This window comes from Sorangium sp. So ce836, from assembly GCF_028553905.1.
Lineage (GTDB): Bacteria > Myxococcota_A > Polyangia > Polyangiales > Polyangiaceae > Sorangium > Sorangium cellulosum_D.
The window spans coordinates 13,823,472-13,845,180 of record NZ_CP102233.1 but is presented as its reverse complement, the minus strand read 5'-3'; the positions used below and the strand labels follow the sequence as shown (position 1 = coordinate 13,845,180).

The following is a 21,709-nucleotide window of genomic DNA, read 5'->3' as shown; positions in this document are numbered from 1 at the left end:
CAGCGCGGCGCAGCCGCGGACCGCGAGCCCCTCCCGCGCCTCCTTACAACCCGATCTCGCATGGGCCGATCGTATGGGTACCACTAGCCGGCTGAGCTTCCTGCTGCGGTCCGGGCGGCATCGCCCCGGCCTCTTCTTCTCCGCGCGCGCGCTCGCCTGGTCGGCGCTCGTCGCCGCCGCGGGCGCCGGGCTCGGGGCGGGCTGCGGCCGCACCGAGGCGTGGGAGGATCCCGCCCCGCCCGGCGGCTGGCCCTCGGCGGCGTGCGGCGACGGCGTCTGCGACGGCGCGGAGGACTGCGGGAGCTGCGCCCCGGACTGCGGCCTCTGCCAGGGGTGCGGCGACGGCGCCTGCGACGGCGCCGAGTCGTGCGCGAGCTGCTCGAGCGACTGCGGCGTCTGCGGGGCGTGCGGCGACGGCGCCTGCGCCGCCCCCGAGAACTGCGGCAACTGCGCCGCGGACTGCGGCCTCTGCCCGAGCTGCGGCGACGGCGCCTGCGACGAGGCGAGCGAGTCGTGCGCGAGCTGTCCGAACGACTGCGGCCCGTGCCCCAGCTGCGGCGACGGCGTGTGCGGCGGCGCCGACACGTGCCTCACGTGCCCGGCCGACTGCGGCGTGTGCGAGGGCTGCGGCGACGGCGTCTGCGCGGCGCCGGAGGACTGCTCCTCGTGCGCCCCCGACTGCGGCGCCTGCGCCTCCTGCGGCAACGGGGTGTGCAACGTCGGGCTCGAGAGCTGCTTCTCGTGCCCCGCGGACTGCGGCGCCTGCGCCTCCTGCGGCGACGGCGCCTGCTCGGGGACGGAGACGTGCGCGTCGTGCCAGCGCGACTGCGGCGTGTGCTCGGTGTGCCCGAACGGCGTCTGCGAGAGCTTCGAGACGTGCTCCAACTGTCCGGCGGACTGCGGCGCGTGCGAGCCCGCGGACTGCCTGGAGGTGATCACCTGCTCCTCCCGGTGCATCGATCTCGCGCAGTCGCCCCCCGCCTTCAGCCTGGCGTGCGTCTCGAGCTGCGTGTCGCGGGGCTGCGCCGACGTCCAGTTCTTCGTCGATCAGGTCATGACGTGCGCCCTCCCGTTGCTCCCCGTCTGCAACGGCGACTTCGACTGCATCCAGAAGCGGTGCGCCGTCGAGGTCGCGGCCTGCATCGGCGCCACCTGCTGACCGCCTCCCGGAGGCCGGCGCGGGCGCCCGCCCCGCCCCGGCCGCGGCGCGATCGCCCCGGCCTCACGCGTCGTCGAGCAGCTCCTTGGCCGTCAGCTCGCTGGCCGACCGCCCGTGCTCGTACTCGAGCAGCCCGATCGAGGCGTAGCGCGGCCGGATCCGCCCGGAGAGCAGGCCGATCCGCTTCAGGTTCGGCACGATCCGCTTGAACATCGTCCGGCGGAAGAACCCCATCAGGTCGCTCTCGAGCATGAGCTTGTCCCACTCGCACCGCGTCATGCGGTGGGCATAGAACTCGTCATAGAACTCGTGCGCCAAGAACCGGTTGCGGAGCAGCAGCGACAGCTCGAACGCCCAGTCCTCCCGCTCCCTCCGCGCCCGCTCGCCTATGCCCTCGCGGTAGAACCTGCTCAGCGCGAGGACCCCGTAATGCACGTGGCGCGCCTCGTCGGTGATCACCGACCGGAGGACGTCCTTGAGCAGCGGCTCGCTCGTCACCTGTCGAATCGAGCTGAACGCGCCGAGCGCGAGGCCCTCGATCATGATCTGCATCCCCAGGAACTTCATGTCCCATCGACCCTCGCTCATGATCGCGTCGATGACGACATACAGGTTGTCGTTGATCTCGTAGAGCTTCTCCAGCTTCTGCGTGAGGTAGGCGTGGAACACCTCCACGTGGCGCCCCTCGTCGGCGACCTGCGTGCTCCCGTAGAGCTTGGCGTCGAGCGAGGGCACACACTCGGTGACCTGCGACGCCGCGAACAGGGCGCCCTGCTCGCCGTGCAGGAACTGGCTCAGCATCCAGGAGAGGAGGCCATGGCGCTGCGCCGCCCGCTCCCGCTCGGAGAGCCTGCCCCAGATCGGCAGCTTGGACGGCGGCATCCAGCTGTCGGGCAACAGCGGCATCGCCGGATCGAGCCAATCGACGTCGCGAGACCAGTCGAGGTCGGTCGTGGCGTTCCACTGGGACGTCTTGGCCAGATGATAGAGCCTCGCCATGTCTGGGTCGTCCCGCCCGTAACTCCAGTTAAAGCTGGCCTCGTATCCAACCGAGATATCGGTCGAGCCCACGCCCTTGCCGCGCCGCTGGACGAAGCCGCGAAAGGCTGGCCCGAGCAGCGACGCGAGCACCCGGACGTTGCCGCAGCTCGATGCGTCGCGGAGGAGAGGGGCGGAATCGAGGAGGGTCTGGATAGCTTGCTGGAGGCGCATGGACATGAGAGCTTTCCGGAGCGGCGAGGCGCGGACACGAGGTCGAACCACCCGCGGGCCGCCTTTATAATGGCATCTATCGTCGAGCGGCAATCGCCTCTTGATCGTTTTTGCGTCGTCATATCGACTCCGGGAGATCCCGAGTCCGCCAGGGGGTCCAGGCCGAGCGCGCGCCCGTCGCTTCCCTGACATCGCACCTCGCAGGGGGCCCGGCGGCGGGCGCGGCGCGGCGGGCAGCGGGCGGCGAGGGCCGCGCGCCCCGGCGCCTCAGATCGCGCGGCTGCGCAAGGTCGGCGCCGGCGAGGAGCACTGCGCCGAGGGCTCTCCGATCAGCGCGAGGCGGCCCGGCCCCGCGGAGAGCTCGAGTCCGTCGACTCCGCGGATCGCCTCCTCGGTCGCGCAGAGCCCGTGCACCGGCTCGGCCGGCGCCCACGCGCCGACCCGCGCCAGGTCGCCGCCGATGATCTCCGGGTGGGGCATCCAGCGCACCACGACCCGCCCGGCGTGCAGGCACAGGTTCGGGTGCACGCGCGCGTCCGGGCGGCTCCTCTGCGCGATCTCCTCGTGCAGCGCGGCGGCGATCGCGATCACCGCCGCGCGCTCCCGCAGCGCCTCGCCGGCGTCGCAGGAGAGCAAGCGCGCGGCGAGGATCTCGCCGCCGGTCACCGACACCAGCGTGAGCCCGGCGTCGCGGAGGCGCTCCTCCGCGAGGTCCAGCACGAGGCCGAGCTCCTCGGCGAGCGCGTCGTCGAGATCGTCGGCATCGGTGCGCAGCCGCAGGTCGAGGTACACCGCGATCGCGTCCGCCTCGAGCTCCGGCGTGCTGCTCCGCCCCGACGTCGGCTCGCCCACGGCCTCGCGGAGCGCGCAGAGGAAGCTCTTCACCGACGGGTAGCGGTGCTCCGGCTGCTTCTCCAGGCAGCGCAGGACGATCGCGTCGAGCGCGGGCGGCAGCGGGGTCCGCCGGCTCGGGCGCGGCGGCGGCTCCTCCAGGTGCTGCCGGAGCAGCTCGGCCGCGTCCGGCGAGTAGAACGGGAGCTTGCCCGTGAGGAGCCGGTGGAGCAGGACGCCGAGCGCGTACACGTCGACGCGCGCGTCGAGGGGGCCGCCGAGGATCTGCTCGGGCGCCATGATCGTGAGCGTGCCGGGCGCCCTCCCCGCCGTGGTGAAGCCGCTCGCCCCCTCCTCGGGCTCCATCAGCTTGGCGATCCCGAAATCGAGGAGCTTGACCGCGCGCGGCGCGCCCCGCGAGACGAAGATGTTGCTGCCCTTCACGTCGCGGTGAATGATGCCGGCGGCGTGCGCCGCGTCGAGCGCCGAACAGACCGGCTCGAGCAGCTCGAGCGCCTGCTCCGGCGAGAGCCTCCCCTCCTGCCGGAGGAGCACGTCGAGCGTGAGCCCGTCGAGGTGCTCCATCACGTAAAACGGCCGGCCGTCCGGGAGCTCGCCGGCGTCATGAATGTCGACGATGCCAGGGTGGTTGAGCAGCCTCACCACCTCGATCTCGCGCAGGAAGCGCTTCACCATCTTCGGCGAGGCGGCGAGCGTCCCGTGCAGCACCTTCATCGCCATACGCGCGCCCGTCTGGAGATGTCTCGCCTCGTACACAGCGCCACATCCGCCCCGGGCGATGGGCGCCACAACACTGTAATTGCCCGCGCGCGCGCCGCACGGGAGCTCTCCTCGGGAGAACGACCTCTCCTCCAGAGAAAACGCCCTCGTCTCGTTATCGCGCGTCGCCAACCCATCCAATGTCATAACCCCCCCGATACGACTAAGGGCTCACCCGAGCGACGTTTTTACCAGCACGTGACGATCGTGTTGTCGCTACACGTCGCTTCACCTGGTGGTACAGTAAATCCATCGTTGTCCCGACGGTAGCCTATTCCATCTGCTGGCGGAACGGGGGAGGGAACTGATGAAGGGGCGAATTCACGCGCGGCACCTGCGCACGCTTTCGTTGGTCGCATTGCTGCCCTGCTGCGGTGGCGGCGACGGATTTCCGGCGGAGTCGGGGTCGGTCGAGGCAGCCTCAAGTGCGCTCCGCAATCACAACGCCCTCAACCCCAACGCCCTCAACCCCAACGCCCTCAACCCCAACGCCCTCAACCCCAACGCGCTCGCCCCGAACAGACTCGAGGGGAGCAGCCTCGCGGCGACCGCCTTCTCCGCGATCACCGATCCAGGGGAGCTCGGCGCGCTGTCCAGGCAGCTCCTTCAATACATTGTCAGCTGCGCGCTCAGCCCGTCGCAGTCGCTCCGCTTCTCGTGGCGCGACGAGCTCGACGAGCCGCACGACGAGGTCTACTGGGGGCACCTCGGGCTCGCCCCGGGCTGGAGCGACGAGCCGCTGAGCGCCTCCCGGAGGCATTGGGTCTCGGCCTGCGTGGCGTCGCGCGCAAACCGGGCTGGCGTCTCGGTGATGATCTCGTCGCGCGGGACGCATCAGGCCCTCAGGTACCCGGACCGGAGCGAGGTGGCGTCCTTTCCGAGGGAGGAGGGCGCGTTCTGGGGCGATTTGTTCGCGAGCGCCCCCCGCCTCTATGCCTGCTACAACGCGTCCAACGCCGAGAGCTCGCGCGGCCACAGCAGGGACTGCGCTACGGGGCTCCCCGACCCCGAGGGCGGCGTCCGGGAATGCCCGAACATTCACATCGTGGGCCCATGCGATCTCGTGTGCGGCCCGCTCCACGCCGCGAGCGGCTATCGCCCGAGCTGCACCAACGATCGAGGCGAGTCGTCGTCCGCGGTGATTACGACGTTCCTGCCCTGAGGCCCCCATGTCGCCCGATGTTCGTCGAGACGGACGCGGCGCCCACGCCGGTGGGCTCGCCGCGCGGTGCAGGGAATGCGGCAGGCGGGTCGCGCGCGCGGACCCCGGGTGCCCGCAGCACGGTCCGGTGCTGCGGCAAGCCGGTCCGGAGCCCGGCGCCCCGAGCGGCGCGGACGACGCCAGCACCGGCTGGCCCCGCGAGGCGCCGCCGCCCAGCATCGCGGGCTACCGCAACGTCCGCCTCGCCGGCGCGGGCGGGTTCGGGGCCGTGTTCGCGGCCGAGCCGGAGGGCGGCGGCCCGACCGTGGCGATCAAGGTCGCGCACGGAGCCCGGCCCGACGCGGGCGTCCGCCTCGTCGAGGAGATGCGGGCCCTCCACGACATCGGCCCGCCCCACGTGCCCGCCGTCCACGCGTGCGGCCAGCTCCCCTCCGGGCTGCCGTACTTCGTCATGGACTACCTCGACGGCCCGACGCTCGCCGACCGCATGGTCGCCTCCGGCGTCGCCGGCCCGGTGCCGGCGCGCGCGGCGTGCTCCCTCGTCCGCGCCGCGGTCCGGGCCCTGGAGGCGGTGCACGCGCGCGGCTACGTGCACCGCGACATCAAGCCCGAGAACCTCTTCATCCAGCCCGGCGCGCCCCTGTCCGCGGCCGCCCGGGACGGCGCGCACCGCGCCACCATCATCGATCTCGGCCTCGCGGCGGGGCACCGCGACCCGTCGCTCCGCATCACCGCCGAGAGCGAGGCGCCCGGCACCGCCGAGTACATGGCGCCCGAGCAGTGCGACGGCCACGGCGACATCGACGTGCGCGCGGACGTGTATGCCCTCGGCGTCGTGCTGTTCGAGCTCCTCACCGGCAAACCGCCGTTCTGGGGCCCTCCCGCGCTGGTGCGGCAGGATCACCTGAGCCGCCGCCCCCCGCGGCCCTCCTCGATCGCGCCGATCTCGGGGTCGCTCGAGGAGATCGTGCTCCGGTGCCTCGCCAAGGACAGGAATCAGCGCTTCGAGACCGCCGCGGCGCTCGGCGCCGCCCTGGAGAGCTTCGAGCGCGCCCAGGAGCGCCGCCCCTCGCGCCTCCGGCGCCTCACCATGGAGCCGCCGTCGCCGAGCGCCCGCCGCGTCGAGCGGCGCGCGGTCGCGCTCCTCTTCTTCGAGGCCGAGCTCGACGTCGTCGCCCTCCAGCGGAGGCTCGGCGCGCTCGGCGGCGAGCTCGCGCACGCCGCCGGCAACCGCTTCGTCGCCGTCTTCGACCACGCCGACGGCGCGAGCCCGCTGCGCCGCGCGATGCGCGCCGGCCGAGAGCTCGAGCAGCAGCGCGTCCTCGCCCGCGGGCTGCTCGACCTCGCGTCCGTGTCCGTCCAGCCGCGGCCCGACGGCTCGCGGCGCTTCCTGAGCCCGCTCTTCCACCGGGAGGATCGCTTCGCGCCGGACCGCCCCCCGGGGCTCACCCTGTCGCCGGCCGCCGTGGAGGCGCTGGGCGACGGCGCCTCGCAGCCCCCGGGCGACTCGCTCCCCCCGCCCGGGCCGGCGTCCGTTCAGCCCGGGCCGACCTCCGCCCGGCCCGACGCCGACACCGCGTTCGACACCGGCTCGCAGCCGCTCTTCGGCCGGAACGAGGTCCTCGACGCGCTCGTCGCGGGCGCGCGCGACGCCGCGGCGAACGCGAGGCCCACCATCGCCAGCGTCATCGGCGTGGCCGGCCACGGCAAGAGCCGCCTCGCGGGCGCCCTCGTGCAGCGGCTGCGCGAGATCGACGGCCGCGCCGAGGTGATCGAGCTCCGCACCGGCGAGCCGGTGGCCGGCGGGGCCGACCGCGTCGTCCGGGAGATCCTCCAGCAGGCGCTCGCGCTGCCGTCGTCCCCGCCCGCCGACGGCGGCAGCGAGCTCCTCCGGCGCCGCCTCGGCGCCGCGCAGGAGCGACTCGGGGCCGCCGTGGCGCTCGCGCTCGGCTGGATCAGCGACGACGCGCTCGCCGAGGAGCGCTACCCGGAGCTCCGCGCGCTCTCCGCGGCGCCGGGCGCGCTCCGCGCCGCGCTCACCGTGGCGGCCGGCGAGGCGCTCCGCCGGCGGTCGCGGAGGACGCCGCTCTTCGTGGTGCTCGACGACGCGCACGCGGCGGACGACGCGGCGCTCGCCGCGCTCGAGTACGCGGCGCTCGCCGAGGCGCAGGCGCCGCTCTTCATCTGCGCCTTCGGCCGGCCGAGCTTCGAGAGCGCGCGCCCCGACTGGGGCGAGCGCGCCGCGCGCCGCGAGACCTACCGCCTCGAGGCGCTCGACCGCGAGAGCGCGATCGCCCTCTGCCGGCGGCTGCTCCTGCCCGCCGAGGACGTGCCCGAGCCCGCGCTCGCGCACCTCGTCGAGCGCGCGCAGGGCGTCCCGCTCCTGCTCATCGAGCTCGTGCGCGGCCTCAAGCGCGAGGGCATCGTGCGCCGGCACCCGCGGGGCGACGCGTGGTACCTCGCTACGGACGAGCTCGATCGTCTGCCGGACATGCCGCTCCTCGACTGGCTCGCGCTCGGCGAGATCGACGCGCTCCCGCCGGCGCTGCAGGCGCACGCGCGGCTCATCGCGCTCCTCGGCCCCGACGTCGCCGTCGCCGAGGTGGCCGGCGTGCTGAAGCGGCTCGACGAGCACGGCGAGGCGGACGACCTCCCGCTCGACGCCGAGGTGGCCGTGAAGCGCCTGCTCGCCGCGGGCCTGCTCGTCCAGGATCGCCGAGGCCGCATCGGCTTCCGCCACGCGCTGGTCCGCGAGGCGGTGGCCCGCGGCGCGCCCGAGGCGCTCCGCCGGCGCGTCCACCTCGCGGCCTTCAAGCTGCACCGCGACGCCGCCGACGAAGAGGAGGGCGAGCGCGACGCGCCCCACCTCAAGGACGCGCGCCTGCTCCCGTTCGCGTACCACGCGGCCCAGGCGGGCCTCGGCGAGGTCGCCGAGGCCGCCTACCTCACCCTGGCCGAGCGCGCGCGCGCCCGGCACGCCTACCTCGACGCGGAGTCGTTCTACAGCCGCGCGCTGGAGCAGCCGATCGAGCCGACGGCCCCGAGCGGCGGCGCTCCACGGGGCCACGCGCCCGGCGCGCCCGACCGCGCGCGGCCCGACCGCGCGGCCGCGCACCGGGGCCGCGGCCTCATGCGCTACCGACTCGGCCGCTACCACGACGCGCTCGCCGATTTCGCCAGCGCGCGGACCATCGCGCGCGCGCGGGGCGACGTCCCGGCGCAGATCGACATCCTCCTCGACGAGGCCACGGCGCTCGACTGGATGGACGAGTTCAAGAGCTCCGAGGAGCGCGTCGAGGAGGCGCGCGCGCTCGCCGAGGGGCTCGCGCTGTCGCCGGCGCTCGCCGCGCGCCTCGCGCTCGGCGTCGGGCGCTCGCTCCACCGCTTCAGCCGGGAGGAGGAGGCGGCCGCCGCGCTCGAGCGGGCGGCGGCCGACTCCGCCTCGCTCGGGGCGGACGGCTACGAGACGCGGGTCATCTCGCTGCTCATGCTCGGCTTCGTCCTCCAGGGGCTCGGCCGGCTCGACGACGCCGAGGAGGCGCTCGGCCAGGCGATCGCGCTCTGCGAGGCGCACCACGACACGCTGCACCTCGGCTCGGTGACGAACAACCGCGCGCTCCTCTGGGCGTGCCGCGGCGACAAGGCCCGGATGATCGCCGACCTCGAGCGGGTGCTCTCGCTCGCGCGCGAGCTCGGCCAGAGCGGGCTCGAGCGGATCGGCGAGTACAACCTCGGCGAGTACCTCTACCTCATGGACGACCTCGCGGCGGCGAAGCCGCACATCGAGCGCGCGCTCGAGATCGAGCAGCACCGCTTCTGCGGGATGTGCCGGCCGGTCGCCCTGCTCCTCAAGACGCGCTTCCTCTTCTATTGCGGCGAGCACGCCGAGGCCCGCGCGCTGTTCGAGCGGATGCGCGAGATGCAGGAGCAGGCGCGCGCGGAGGGGCGCGCCGACGCGCTGATGGTCCCCTCGGAGGAGGTGCTCTGCGCGATGATCGACCTGGCGACGCGGGACGAGGGCGACGCCGCGTGGGACGCGCTCGTGGACCGCTCGGCGCAGAGCTCGGTCGGCCAGGAGCACATCGAGGTGCTCGAGATCCGCGCGGTCACCGCGCTGCGCCGCGGCCGGCTCGCCGCCGCGCGCAGCGCGCTCTCGGCCGCGCTCCTGGCCGCCGAGCGCATCCCGAACGTGATGGCCGACCGGCTGCGCCGCCACGCCGCCGCCATCGCCGAGCGCGAAGCCGCAGAGCTCGCCTCGGATCGGCCGCCGTCGCCCGCGTGAGCGCACCTCGGCAGGCGATGTATTCCATGTGACCACCCGCGCGGGGTCGTCGCCTGCCGTCGTGACAGAAACCTGACGCGGGTCCTCACACCACCGCTCGCTACGTCCATGCCTGATACCCCGCTCGGGGGTTCGCTGTAGAGACTGCCAGTTTTCCTGTCCGGGATCGCGCGTTGTGAGAGCGTCAATCCCAAGGCGATTGCCACTCGCTCGGGGGAGCGCGCGCGGCGCGAGCCCCGCGCCGGCTTGACAGGGATGGATCTCGATCGGCTTGACATGTCATGAGTCCATCACGAATCGACAGCCGCGATCCGGGCTCAGCTTGACAAATAGGGTCTCGCGCTCGACTTGATCTCGAGGTCCGCAGGTACGATGTTGAAACTACGATTCACACGCGCGGCGCAGCGGCGTCCGCCATCCATTCACGCGGCGCCGCAGAGGCCGCGCGGGCGAGCGGCGCCTCCCTGGCGCGACGATCGCGTAACCGTTTGAATTGGTTAAACAAATTACCCCAAGCGAGCGTCGCTCGCGCTCGCCGGAGCGAGCATTGAGAATGGCCAACCTGGAGCTCTGTATACGCTGCTTCCAAGGCAGTGAGCTCGCCTCGTCGCCGCGGGGCCTCGCGCCCGCGCCCGTGGAGCGCCGCCACACCGCCCCCGCGCAGCACAACGCATGTCACGCCGCTCACCGCGCCCCGCGCGGCAATCCCGGACATGAACGTGATTTCCTCGACATGGACTACGTCGCTCCATTGAAGCGAGCGCGCCGCGATCGCGAGCGCGGCGGGCCCGTGATCTCGCGCTGCGCCGCCCCTCACCGCCGCTCCGCCGCGCGGCGCGGCGAGCCGGCCTCGACGGGGGTGCACGCGTGAGAGGGCGACAGGCCACCGTGTGGGGGCTCATCCCGGCCGCCGGCCCGGAGCGCCGGATTCAGCCGCTCGCCTTCTCGAGAGAGCTCCTCCCGATGGGCAGCCGCCTCGAGCAGGGCGCCGAGCAGCCCCGCGCGGCGAGCGAGCACCTCGTCGAGCGCATGCTGCTCGCCGGCGCGACCCGGATCTGCTTCGTCGTCTCGCCGGGCAGGTCGGAGCTCCTCGAGTACTACGGCGCCGCCATCGGGCAAGCGAGCCTGTCGTACGTCGTCCAGCCGCGCCCGGCTGGCCTCTGCGACGCGGTCTTCCGCGCGCTCCCGCTCATCGCGCCGGACGATCTCGTGTTCGTCGGCCTCCCGGACGCGATCTGGTTCCCCGAAGACGGGCTGTCCGCGCTCCGGGCGCGGGCGCTCTCGTTCCTCCTCTTCCCGTTCGACCGCCCGGGGCGCTTCGACGTCGTCGTCACGGACGGCGGTGGGCGCGTCGTCGAGATCCAGGCGAGGCGCCGCGACGCCGCGTCGCGCTGGATCTGGGGCGCCTTCAAGCTGACCGGCGCCGTGCTCCAGGAGCTCCACGAGCTCTGGTGCGAGCGGAGCCGGCGCGACGAGCACATCGGGCCCCTCGTCAACGAGTACATCGCCCGCGGGGGCGTGGCGCTCGGCGTCCCCGCCGGGCACGCGTACGTCGAGGTCGGGACCGTCGACGGCTACCGCGAGGCCCTCCGCCTCCTGAGCTCCCGGACGAGCCCGCAGGCGGACGGGGACGGCGAGCGGCGCGAGCCCGCCGGCGCGCCCGCCGAGCTGCGCGCGGCCGGGGGCGAGGCCCCCTGACCCGTCACCCGGCGAGCGCCAGCGTCCTCGCGTTGTCGGGCACGCACGTCAAGAAGCGCTCGCGGAAGCTCGGATCGCTGATCTTCTCCGCGCGGCTGAGCAGGTGCTCGCGCGCGGCGGCGAGCGCCGCCGCCGCCTCCCGCTCGGCCCCGGCGGCGGCCAGCGCCTCGGCGTAGGCGAGCCGCACCAGCGCCTCGCCCTCCTCCAGCGAGCCCACCTCCTCGAGCTGCGCGAACGCCTCGCGCGCGGCCGGCAGCGCCTCGTCCTCCCGGCCCTGCGCGAGCAGCGCGCGCGAGAGCACCGCGACCGCGGCGGCGCGCAGCGGCGGCACCACCGTCAGCGCCTCGATCGCGGCGCGCGCCTCGCGCTCGGCGCCCGCCGGGTCGCCCGAGAGCAGCAGGATCTTCGCGAGGTACGTCAGCGTCACGCCCTCCATCCGCCGGTCGCCCTGCTGCTGGAACGCCGCGGCCGCGCGCTGCTCGAGGAGCTTCGCCTCCTCCAGCTGCCCGAGGTGGGCGATGACGTAGCCGAGGTTCTGGAGCGCCGCCGTCTCCAGGTCGTCGAGGCCCATGCGCTGCGCCGCCGCGAGCGCCGTGCGGAGCGCCGACTCGGCCACCTCGAAGTCGCCGAGCTCGCCGTACAAAAAGCCCAGGTTCTCGCGCACCGTGCAGGCGTTCCGGCGATCGCCGGCCTGCTCGAACGCCGCGAGCGCCGCCGTGAGCCCGCTCAGCGCCGCCCCGATGTCGCCCTTCGTCTGCGCCCGGAACGCGCGCGCCTGCTGGTAGAGCCCCGCCGCCTGCGGCTCGAGCCCGGCGGGCTCGCTCGCGACCGCGTCGAGCATCTGGATCAGCCGATCGGCCGCCGCGTAACGGCCGCCGAAGACCAGGTACGTCGCGCCCTCGCACAGGCACATGATCCGGGCGCTCGTCGCGCCCGCCGCCTCGGCCACCCGCGTCGTCCAGGCCTCGACCCGATCGAAGTGGCCGAGCTTCCCCTCCGCGACGATCACCTGCCCGATGGCGCGGAACCACGCCGAGCTGCCGATCCGGACGAGGCTCGCCGCCTCGGTGCCGCGCTGCACGGCGAGCGCCGTCTCCTGCTGCCACAGGCTGATCTCGGCCTCCACGAGCCGCAGCCGCCCGAGCTCCTCGTCGGCCGCCCCGCACCGCACGCCCATCTCGGCGCGCGCGAGCGCGTTCGCGAGATCGTTCGCCTCCAGCGCCTGCTCCGCGGCCCGCCGGTACCACTTCACCGCGCGCGCCGGCTCGCCGCCGAGCCGGAAGTGCTCCGCCATCGCCATCGCGTCGGTGTGCCCGCTCCGCTCGAGCCACTCGCCGGCCAGCTTGTGACCGAGGGCGCGGTCCGACTCGGTCAGCATCGCGTACGCGGCCTCGCGCACGATCGCGTGGCGGAAGACGTAGTCGGTCGGGATGAGCCACCCCGGCGTCTGCGCCGGCGCGATGAGCTCGCGCGCCGCCAGCGCGTCGAGCCACGTCTCGGTCTCCTTCACGCGCGAGGCGCCGCCGAGCAGCGCCGCCACCGCGAGCTTCGAGAACCGATCGCCGAAGATGCTCGCCGCCCGCAGCACCCGCTTCGCCTCGTGCCCCTCGGCGTCGAGCCGCGCCTCGACCGTGCCCAGCACCGAGTCGGGCAGCACGTCCCCCTTGCCGTCCGCGACCGCGCGGATGAGCTCCTCCAGGTAGAACGGGTTGCCGTCGGCCCGCTCCACGACCCGGGCCACGATCTCGGCGGGCGTGTCCTCGCCGAGCGCGCTGCGCACCATCCGCTCGCTCGCCTTGGCGGGCAGCGGCCCGAGCTTGATCGTCTGCACCTCGCGATCGGTCCACAGGCCGGGGAACTGCTTGCTGACCTCGGGTCGGGCCAGCGCGAGCAGCGTGAGCGGCAGATCCCGCAGGTTCCGCAGCGTCTGGTCGATGAGGCGCACGGTCGCCGGGTCGCCCCACTGCAGGTCCTCGAGCACGAGCAGCACCGGCTGCGCCGCGCACTCGGCGGCGAGCCAGTCCTCCCAGGCCGCGCGCGTCGCGTCGGCCATCAGCATCGCGTTCTCGCGCGCCGCGCGCAGCCCGCTCGTCTCGCCGTCGGGGAACGGCGTCCTCGTGAGCTCGCCCAGGAACGCCGCGATCCGGTTCAGCGCGTCGCCGCTCAGGTGGCGCCCGAGCCGCCGCTTCAGCTTGCGCCGCCGGGCCTCCACCGGCTCGCCCTCGCGCATCCCCGCCGACTTGCGGATCGCGTCGGCGATGAGGCCGAACGGCGACCCCGCGGCCACCGACTCGGCCCGGCCGGCGAGGATCTCCACCGTCCCGAACTGGCGCCGCACCCGGGTGAGGAACTCCAGGCGGAGCCGCGACTTGCCGGCGCCGGCCGGGCCGATCACCAAGACCGCGCTCGCCAGCGACTCGCTCACGCAGCCGGAGAACACGCCCTCCAGCATGGACAGCTCGCGGCTGCGGCCGACCCAGACGCTCGGCTTGCCGAGCAGGACGGGGGTGCTCTCGTCGGCCGCCGTCTCGCTCGCGAGGAACGGCCCCTTCTCGTCCGTGTCGATCTTGAGCCGGCCGCCGACGACGCTGGCGGTCACGTCGTCGAGCCGGACGACGCCGCCCTGCGCCGCCCGCAGGGCGCGCACCCCCCGGTCGATCACGTCGCCCTCGATGAGCTTCGCCGACGACACCCCGCGCCCCGTCGCGACGGCGAGCGGGATGCCCGGGAACCGCGCGCGCAGGGCGAGCGCGCACCGCGCCGCCCGCTCCGCCCGATCCACGGCGCTCCCGGCGCCGGCGAGGATCGCGATGAGCGACCCGCGCGAGATCTCGGTGATGTGCGCGCCGTACGGCTCCACCGCGGCGCGCACCTCCGAGCGAGGCACCGCGGAGCCGGGGCCCTCGCTCGAGATCTCCTGCAGCACGCTCGAGACGTCCGAGGCGCTCGGGACGCCGCCGGCCGCCGCCACGCTCATCTCGACGTCGTCCGGCTCGCCGGCGAGCACGAGCGACACGAGCCGCTGCTCGCTGCGCGTGAGGAAGCCCGGGGGCCGCGCCGAGCGCATGGTCGCGTCGCGCGGCGACGCCAGCGTGGCGGGCCGCGGCGTCGCCCAGGCGTCGAGCGCCTCCGCCAGCTGCGCGAGCTGCGCCCCGACCTCGCCGCAGTCGCGCGGCCGCTCCTCGGGGCTCTTCGCCATCATCCGGTCGATGAGCTGCTCCAGCGGCTCCGGCACGTCCGCGCGGACGTCGCGCAGCCGGGGCGTCTGCTGGAACAGGAGCTTGGCGAGCGCGGCCATGACGTGCGCCCCCTCGAAGGCCGGGCGGCCCGCGATGCACTCGTAGAACACGCACGCCAGCGAGAACACGTCCGCGCGCGCGTCGAGGGAGCTCCCGCTCTCGATCTGCTCGGGCGCGATGTACCCCGGCGTCCCGAGGATCCCGCCGGTGTAGGTGAGCCGCCTCGACTCTCCGTCGGGCCGCGCGATCCCGAAGTCGACGAGCTTGAGCTGAGCGACGTCGCCGGCGACGAGGAAGATGTTGCTCGGCTTGACGTCGCGGTGGATGATCCCGCGCGAGTGCGCGAAGGCGAGCGCGTCCGCCGTCCTGCGCAGCACCGCGAGGCTCTCGGCGAGCGAGAGCTGCCGGCGCGCGAGGCACGCCGCCAGGTCCTCGCCCTCCAGCCACTCCATGGCGAGGTAGTGGTCCCCGGCGCCCGTCCGGCCGTGGGCGACGTACCGCACGATCCCGGGGTGGCTCAGCTCGGCGAGGATCTGCGACTCGCGCTCGAAGCGCTCGACGTCGAAGGCCTCGCGGCTGTGCAGGAGCTTGAGGGCGACCGGGCGCGCGTCGAGGCGATCGTGGGCGCGGTAGACCGTCCCCATCCCACCGGCCGCAACCTGCTGCTCGACGACGAATCGGCTCGCGAGGACGGCCCCGGACTCCACGCGGCTCGATGCTACTCGAGGAAGACGCTCACCGAGGCCTTGTAGCTGTCGGTGCCGAGCGGAAAGATGCGGGTCCCGCACGGGAGCTTGAGGAGGGGCTTCCGGTCGCGGCAGTCCGTGTAGCTGCCGTCTTGCCGCGGGCCGTCGCACACGTCCTCACACTTGCCCACGATATCGACCACGCAGTCGTCGATCGAGGGGCCGCAGACGCGGGGGATCGACCTCTGCCCTGGCGCGAGGCAGGCGAAGCGACGCTGGTTCTTGAGGAAGACGTTGCCGTAGTAGGTCGCCTCCGGCTCCTCGTACGTGTCGCGCTCCCTCCTCGTGGACGAGAGCGCGTCGTTCTTGCCGCGGAGCGAGATCGGCACGTGCTCGCCCCGGTAGTTCACGCGGGAGAGGAGGCAGGCCGACACCCACTCCTGGCACTTTTCACCACACGAGCCGTTCCTCCGGCCCCACTCGGGCGCGAGCCCGAGCTCCCCGACGAAGGTGTAGGAGCGGCGGTCGACCTCGACCGTGATCTTCTCGTCCTCGGGCAGAGCGCAGCTCACGATGAAGCTGAGGAGCTCTCGCGACTCGGGGTCACGGAGCGCCTCGCTGGTGAACGGATTGCCTATCAGACCGTTGTGGGTCAGCGCGTTGTGGGTCAGCGCGTTGTGGGTCAGCGCGTTGTAGGTCAGCGCGTTGTGGGTCAGCGCGTTGTGGGTCAGCGCGTTGTAGACCACGATCTCCTGCTGCACCTCCTCCACCAGCTCATCCTCACCCTCGAGGCCATCGAGCTCGGTAGACGCGATACAAGCGGCCTGCGAGGTCGACACCGCCACGCAGACGATGAGAGCGAATTGGCGTGCAGATTCCATAGTCCTATTTCATCTACACCACTCCAGCTCATAAATTCAATTTTTTTATAGACATTTTGCGGGACATGTTTCTCCACACTGCCATGACACGCAACACGTAGTCAGGTGCCGGGCGGGGGACAACGCAGAGCGCAGCACTCCCGCGCACCCTGAGCAGGGGGGAAGCGAAGCAGCGTGTGGGTGGGAGAGTTACGCCAGTTTCCTGGTCAGCAGCGCATTGACCAGGTCGGGGTTCGCTTTGCCGCCGGAGGCCTTCATGACCTGACCGACGAAGAACCCGATCAGCTTCGTATTGCCCGCGCGGAAGCGGGAAACCTCGCCGGGATGCCCGGCGATGATCTGGTCGACGATGCGCTCCAGCGCGCCCTCGTCGGCCACCTGCCGGAGCCCTCTCTGCTCGACGATCGCCCTCGGGCTACCGCCCCGCTGCATTATCTCAGCCAGGACATCTTTCGCTATCTTCGTCGAAATCGTCCCATCATCGATCAACGCGAGGAGCTCGCCGAGCTGCGCACCTGAGAAGGGCAGGTCGCCTGTCTTCCTGTCCCTGAGCTCGCGCGAGATGGAGTGGATGACCCAGTTGGCGGCGCTCCTCGGGTTGTCGTGGACCGCCACCGCCTCCTCGAACAGCCGCAGGAGGCCGTCGTCCTCGGCCAGGACGACGGCGTCGTCGCCGGGGATCCCGCGCGTTTCGATGAGGTTTCTGGCCTTGTCGGCGCGGGCCGGATCGAGCCGCGCGAGCCGCTCCTCCAACGTCGCGCGCTCGCTCTTCGGCCGGGGCGGCGGCGCCTTCGCGGCCGCGCTCTCGGGCGCCGCGGCCGGAGCGGGCTTCTCGCCGGCCAGCTTCGCCCACGAGTCCTTGAGCGCCACCGTGCGGTTGAAGACCGGCGCGCCGGGCGCGGAGTCGACCGGATCCACGAAGAAGAACCCCTGGCGCTCGAACTGGACATGGCTGCCCCGCTCCACGGTGGACAGGCTCGGTTCCACCCGGCATCCGGTCAGGGTGACCAGCGAACCAGGATTCAAGTTCTCCAGGAAATCTCGCCCCTCCTCGACCGCGTCGGGCCGCTCGGCCGCGAAGAGCCGGTCGTAGAGCCGGACCTCCGCGGAGATCGCGTGAGCGGCCGAGACCCAGTGCAGCGTCCCCTTCGGCTTGCGGCCGTGGGGCGCCTCACCGCTGCTCGTGGGGTGATCGTAGGTGCACCGGAGCTCCACCACCTCTCCTGTGGTCGGATCTTTCACCACCTCTCGACAGGTGATGAACCCGGCGTAGCGGAGCCGCACCTGCTGCCCGGGCGCGAGCCGGAACCACTTCTTGGGCGGGTCCTCGAGGAAGTCGTCGCGCTCGATGTAGAGCACCCGCGAGAGGGGGACCTTGCGGGAGCCCTGCTTCGGCACGTCCTCGGGCCAGTAGGGCGCGTCGATCTGCTCCACCTGCCCCTCGGGGTAGTTCTCGAGGACGACGCGGAGCGGGCGCAGCACGGCCATCACCCGCGGGGCGCGGAGGTTCAGGTCGTCGCGGACGCACGACTCGAACTTCGCGATGTCCACCATGCTGTTCGTCTTGGCGACGCCGATCTCCTCGCAGAAGGCGCGGATAGCCTCGGGCGTCACGCCGCGGCGCCGGAGGCCGGCGATGGTGGGCATGCGCGGGTCGTCCCAGCCCTTCACGTGGCCGCCCTTCACGAGCCCGAGCAGCTTGCGCTTGCTCATCACCGTGTAGTTCAGGTTGAGCCGCGCGAACTCGTACTGCCGGGGGCGGGACGGGACGTCCAGGCTCTCGATGATCCAGTCATAGAGCTCCCGGTTGTTCTCGAACTCCAGCGTGCAGATCGAGTGGGTGATCCCCTCTATCGCGTCGGAGAGGCTGTGCGCGAAGTCGTACAGCGGGTAGATGCACCAGGCGTCGCCCGTCCGGTAATGGCGCGCGCGCTTGATGCGGTAGATCGGCGGGTCGCGCATCTTCATGTTGGGAGCGGCCATGTCGATCTTGGCCCGGAGCACGTGCGCGCCCTCCGGGAACTCCCCTGCTCGCATGCGCGCGAACAGATCGAGGTTCTCCTGGACGGACCTGTTCCTGTAGGGGCTCTCGCGCCCGGGCTCGGTGACGGTGCCGCGCATCTCGCGGGTCTCCGCCTCGCTCAGGCTGCACACGTACGCCTTGCCCTTCTGGATGAGCTCCACCGCGAACGCGTACAGCCGCTCGAAGTAGTCCGACGCGAAGAAGAGCTTGTCGCCCCAGTCGCCGCCGAGCCAGCGGACGTCCCGCTGGATGGACTCGACGTACTCCAGGTCCTCGGCCGCCGGGTTCGTGTCGTCGAACCGCATGTGGCACGCGCCGCCGAAGTCGGCCGCCAGCCCGAAATTGAGCAGGATCGACTTCGCATGTCCGATGTGCAGATATCCGTTCGGCTCCGGCGGGAACCGGGTCACGACCCGCGTGTGCCTGCCTGCGGCGAGGTCTTCGGCGATGATGTTGCGGATGAAATTGGACGCGGCGCCGCCGCTGTCAGCGTCGCTCGGTCGGGGGCTCTGCGTTGTCACAGCTGTCTTTCACCTCGGCTCGGGCGACGCGGCCGGGCGCAGCCGGGCGCCGCCGCCCGAGCGGAGCCTACTCGAACGGCCCCCCCTGGACCACCGCGGAAGAGGGCGCCGCGCGGCCGCTCCCGCCGCGGGCGCCCGCTTCTCGGGGCGGGCGCGACGCGGCGGGCGGCCCTTCGGCGGCGTGGACGACGCGCGGACGTGCGCGGCGGAGCGGCGCGCGGCCGCCCGCGCGGGCGCTCAGAACTGGGCGGCCTCGGTGGACTCGTGCAGGGCCAGCGTGGACGCCGCGCCGCCCGAGATCACCTGGGCGACCTCGTCGAAGTAGCCCGTCCCGACCTCGCGCTGGTGGCGCGTGGCGCTGTAGCCGAACTGCTCGCCGGCGAACTCGGCCTGCTGGAGCTCGGAGTACGCGGACATGCCGCGGCGCTGGTACTGCCTGGCGAGCTCGAACATGCTGTGGTTCAGCGCGTGGAACCCGGCGAGGGTGACGAACTGGAACTTGTACCCCATGGCGCCGAGCTCGCGCTGGAACCGCGCGATGGTCGCGTCGTCGAGGTGCTTCTTCCAGTTGAACGAGGGAGAGCAGTTGTAGGCGAGCAGCTTGCCCGGGAACTGCTTGTGGATCCCCTCCGCGAAGCGGCGCGCCTGGTCGAGGTCCGGCGTCGAGGTCTCGCACCAGACGAGGTCGGCGTAGGGCGCGTAGGCGAGCCCGCGCGCGATGGCCGCCTCGAGGCCGCCCTTCAGCACGTAGAAGCCCTCGGGCGTGCGCTCGCCGGTGATGAACGGCTTGTCGCGCGGGTCGATGTCCGAGGTGATGAGCTTGGCGCTGTCGGCGTCGGTGCGCGCGACGAGGACGGTCGGCACGCCCATGACGTCGCTGGCGAGGCGGGCGGCGACGAGGGTGCGGATGAACTGGCTGGTCGGGAGGAGGACCTTGCCGCCCATGTGCCCGCACTTCTTCTCGGACGCCAGCTGGTCCTCGAAGTGCACGCCCGAGGCGCCGGCCTCGATCATGGCCTTCATGAGCTCGAAGGCGTTCAGCGGCCCTCCGAAGCCGGCCTCGGCGTCGGCCATGATGGGGGCGAGCCAGTAGCGCCCCGATTTGCCCTCGGCGGTCTCGATCTGGTCGGCGCGGAGGAGCGCCTGGTTGATGCGCCGCACGAGCGTCGGGACGCTGTTGGCCGGATACAGGCTCTGGTCGGGGTACATCGTCCCGGCCTCGTTGTTGTCCGCCGCCACCTGCCAGCCGCTCAGGTAGATCGCCTTGAGCCCGGCCCGGACCTGCTGCATCGCCTGGTTGCCGGTGAGCGCGCCGAGCGCCGCCACGTAGGGCTCGCTGTGCATCAGGTTCCAGAGCCGCTTGGCCCCGAGGGTGGCGAGGGTGTAGTCGATACGGACCGTGCCGCGGAGGCGCGCGACGTCGGCCTCGGAGTACGGGCGCACGATGCCGCTCCATCGGCCGGGGGCGACGTCGCTCGGCGTCGCGTGCAGGGAATCGGCGGAGATCGGCGTGTTGAGCGGGAAAGCAGCGGACATGACTGGGCTCCTAATGCGTTGGGGTTGCAGGCGGCAGCTGCCGCTGTGTCGACGTCGAAACAAGGTGGCCGAGCGTCACGCGCCCTGGCCTCCGGCGCGCGAGATCAAGAGCTCGTAAGCGGGCAGCGTGAGGAACTCCTCGAAGGTCTCCCCGACGGAGAGCCGCTCGAAGAGCTCTCGCGCGTCGGCGAAGCGGCCGCCGTCGAAGCGCGCCTCGCCGAGCGCGCCGCGCAGCGCGGCCATCTCGCTGTCGACCGCCGCGCGGAAGCGGGCCTCGGTGAGCGGCTGGCCGTCGTCGAGCGTCGCCTTGTGGCGGATCCACTGCCAGACCTGGGTGCGCGAGATCTCCGCGGTGGCCGCGTCCTCCATCAGATTGTAGAGCGGGACGCAGCCGAGGCCGCTGATCCACGCCTCGATGTATTGGATGCCGACGCGGATGTTGTGGCGCAGGCCGGCCTCGGTGCGCGCGCCCGGCGGCACGCGCAGGAGGTCGGCCGCCGTCACGCGGACGTCCTCGCGCTTCCGCTCGATCTGGTTCGCCGCGGGCATGTGCGCGTCGAACACCTCGCGGGCGAGCGGCACGAGCCCCGGGTGGGCGACCCAGGTGCCGTCGTGTCCGTCCTTGACCTCGCGCAGCTTGTCGGCGCGCACCTTCTCGAGCGCCGCGCGGTTCGCCTCGGGGTCGCTCTTGATCGGGATCTGCGCCGCCATGCCGCCCATCGCGTGCACGCCGCGGCGGTGGCACGTCTTCACGAGCAGCTGGGTGTACGAGCGCAGGAAGTGCTGCTCCATCGTCACCTGCGAGCGGTCGGGCATCACGCAGGCCGGGTCGTTCCGGAGCTTCTTGATGAAGCTGAAGATGTAGTCCCAACGGCCGCAGTTGAGCCCGGCCGAGTGCTGGCGGAGCTCGTAGAGGATCTCGTCCATCTCGAATGCCGCGGGCAGCGTCTCGATGAGGACGGTGGCCTTGATCGTGCCCACGGGCAGGCCGAGCGCCTCCTGCGCGAAGACGAACACGTCGTTCCAGAGGCGCGCCTCCAGGTGACTCTCCATCTTCGGCAGGTAGAAGTACGGCCCGGTGCCGCGGCGGACGAGCTCACGCGCGTTGTGGAAGAAGAACAGCCCCAAATCGAAGAGCCCGCCCGGCAGCGGCCTTCCGTCGAGCTCGACGTGCTTCTCCCAGAGGTGCCAGCCGCGCGGGCGCACGAACAGCGTCGCGAGCCGGTCGCCGAGGGCGTAGCGCTTGCCCGTGGCCGGATCCTCGTAACGGAGCTCGCGCCGCGCCGCGAGCCGCAGCGCCGCCTGCCCCTCGATGAGGTTCTTCCACGTCGGCGAGGTGGCGTCCTCGAAGTCCGCCATGAACACGCTCGCGCCGGAGTTCAAGGCATTGATGATCATCTTGGGATCGACGGGCCCGGTGATCTCCACGCGCCGGTCGAGCAGGTCCTCGGGCAGCGGGGCCACGGTCCAGTCCCGCTCGCGCACATCGCGCGTCTCCCGGAGGAAATCGAACCGCTCGCCCGCGTCGAGCCGCGCCTGCACCCCGCGCCGCCGCTCGAGCAGGGCCGGAACCCGGTCAGCGAACTTACGTCCAAGATTCGCGAGGAAGCGAAGGGCCTCTGGCGTGAGGACAGACTGGTCGCCCGCAACGCGAGGAGCGAGCAGGCTCAGGTTCGAGGTCGCATGATTCTGGCTCATC

General features: G+C 72.5%; 12 protein-coding genes. 5 read left to right on the top strand and 7 right to left on the bottom strand.

Going from position 1 to position 21,709, the window contains the following annotated elements:
• Positions 1–73: 73 nt before the first annotated feature.
• Positions 74–1,159: a hypothetical protein gene (locus NQZ70_RS50535; RefSeq protein ID WP_129580613.1), complete on the top strand. Its 1,086-nt coding sequence runs from the start codon at positions 74–76 to the stop codon at positions 1,157–1,159.
• 63 nt (positions 1,160–1,222) lie between these two features.
• On the opposite strand, the gene NQZ70_RS50530 is transcribed toward NQZ70_RS50535, so the two are convergent.
• Positions 1,223–2,377, bottom strand: coding sequence for a ferritin-like domain-containing protein (locus NQZ70_RS50530; RefSeq protein WP_129580612.1), 1,155 nt, complete (start codon positions 2,375–2,377; stop codon positions 1,223–1,225).
• 261 nt (positions 2,378–2,638) lie between these two features.
• Entirely contained in the window at positions 2,639–4,129 is a 1,491-nt protein-coding gene (locus tag NQZ70_RS50525; protein ID WP_237244800.1) for a serine/threonine-protein kinase, read from the bottom strand.
• 160 nt (positions 4,130–4,289) lie between these two features.
• Between NQZ70_RS50525 and NQZ70_RS50520 the strand changes: the two genes are divergently transcribed.
• The 4 genes from NQZ70_RS50520 to NQZ70_RS50505 all read left to right on the top strand — a co-directional run bounded on the left by NQZ70_RS50520 (position 4,290) and on the right by NQZ70_RS50505 (position 11,124).
• Entirely contained in the window at positions 4,290–5,144 is an 855-nt protein-coding gene (locus NQZ70_RS50520; protein WP_165374577.1) for a hypothetical protein, read from the top strand.
• Positions 5,145–5,271: 127 nt separating this feature from the next.
• Positions 5,272–9,426, top strand: coding sequence for a serine/threonine-protein kinase PknK (locus NQZ70_RS50515; protein ID WP_237244799.1), 4,155 nt, complete (start codon positions 5,272–5,274; stop codon positions 9,424–9,426).
• 553 nt (positions 9,427–9,979) lie between these two features.
• Positions 9,980–10,297, top strand: a complete 318-nt coding sequence (locus tag NQZ70_RS50510) for a hypothetical protein (protein WP_129580609.1) — start codon at positions 9,980–9,982, stop codon at positions 10,295–10,297.
• A gap of 17 nt (positions 10,298–10,314) precedes the next feature.
• Positions 10,315–11,124: a sugar phosphate nucleotidyltransferase gene (locus NQZ70_RS50505; RefSeq protein WP_129582060.1), complete on the top strand. Its 810-nt coding sequence runs from the start codon at positions 10,315–10,317 to the stop codon at positions 11,122–11,124.
• A 4-nt stretch (positions 11,125–11,128) separates the two neighbouring features.
• Here NQZ70_RS50505 and NQZ70_RS50500 read toward each other — a convergent pair whose 3' ends face one another.
• The 5 genes from NQZ70_RS50500 to aceB form a co-directional block, all read right to left on the bottom strand.
• On the bottom strand, positions 11,129–15,070 hold the full coding sequence (locus NQZ70_RS50500) for a serine/threonine-protein kinase (protein ID WP_129580608.1): 3,942 nt from the start codon (positions 15,068–15,070) through the stop codon (positions 11,129–11,131).
• Positions 15,071–15,081: 11 nt separating this feature from the next.
• Positions 15,082–15,819 carry a hypothetical protein gene (locus tag NQZ70_RS50495; RefSeq protein WP_237244797.1) on the bottom strand — a complete coding sequence of 246 codons (738 nt, stop codon included), beginning with the start codon at positions 15,817–15,819 and terminating at the stop codon, positions 15,082–15,084.
• Positions 15,820–16,119: 300 nt separating this feature from the next.
• Positions 16,120–18,474, bottom strand: a complete 2,355-nt coding sequence (locus NQZ70_RS50490; RefSeq protein ID WP_129580607.1) for a glutamine--tRNA ligase/YqeY domain fusion protein — start codon at positions 18,472–18,474, stop codon at positions 16,120–16,122.
• Positions 18,475–18,711: 237 nt separating this feature from the next.
• Positions 18,712–20,010 carry an isocitrate lyase gene (gene aceA / locus NQZ70_RS50485; protein ID WP_165374576.1) on the bottom strand — a complete coding sequence of 433 codons (1,299 nt, stop codon included), beginning with the start codon at positions 20,008–20,010 and terminating at the stop codon, positions 18,712–18,714.
• A gap of 75 nt (positions 20,011–20,085) precedes the next feature.
• Positions 20,086–21,708 (bottom strand): malate synthase A, encoded by a 1,623-nt coding sequence (gene aceB / locus NQZ70_RS50480; protein WP_237244796.1) that lies wholly within the window; start codon positions 21,706–21,708, stop codon positions 20,086–20,088.
• Between the last annotated feature and the right edge of the window lies 1 nt (position 21,709).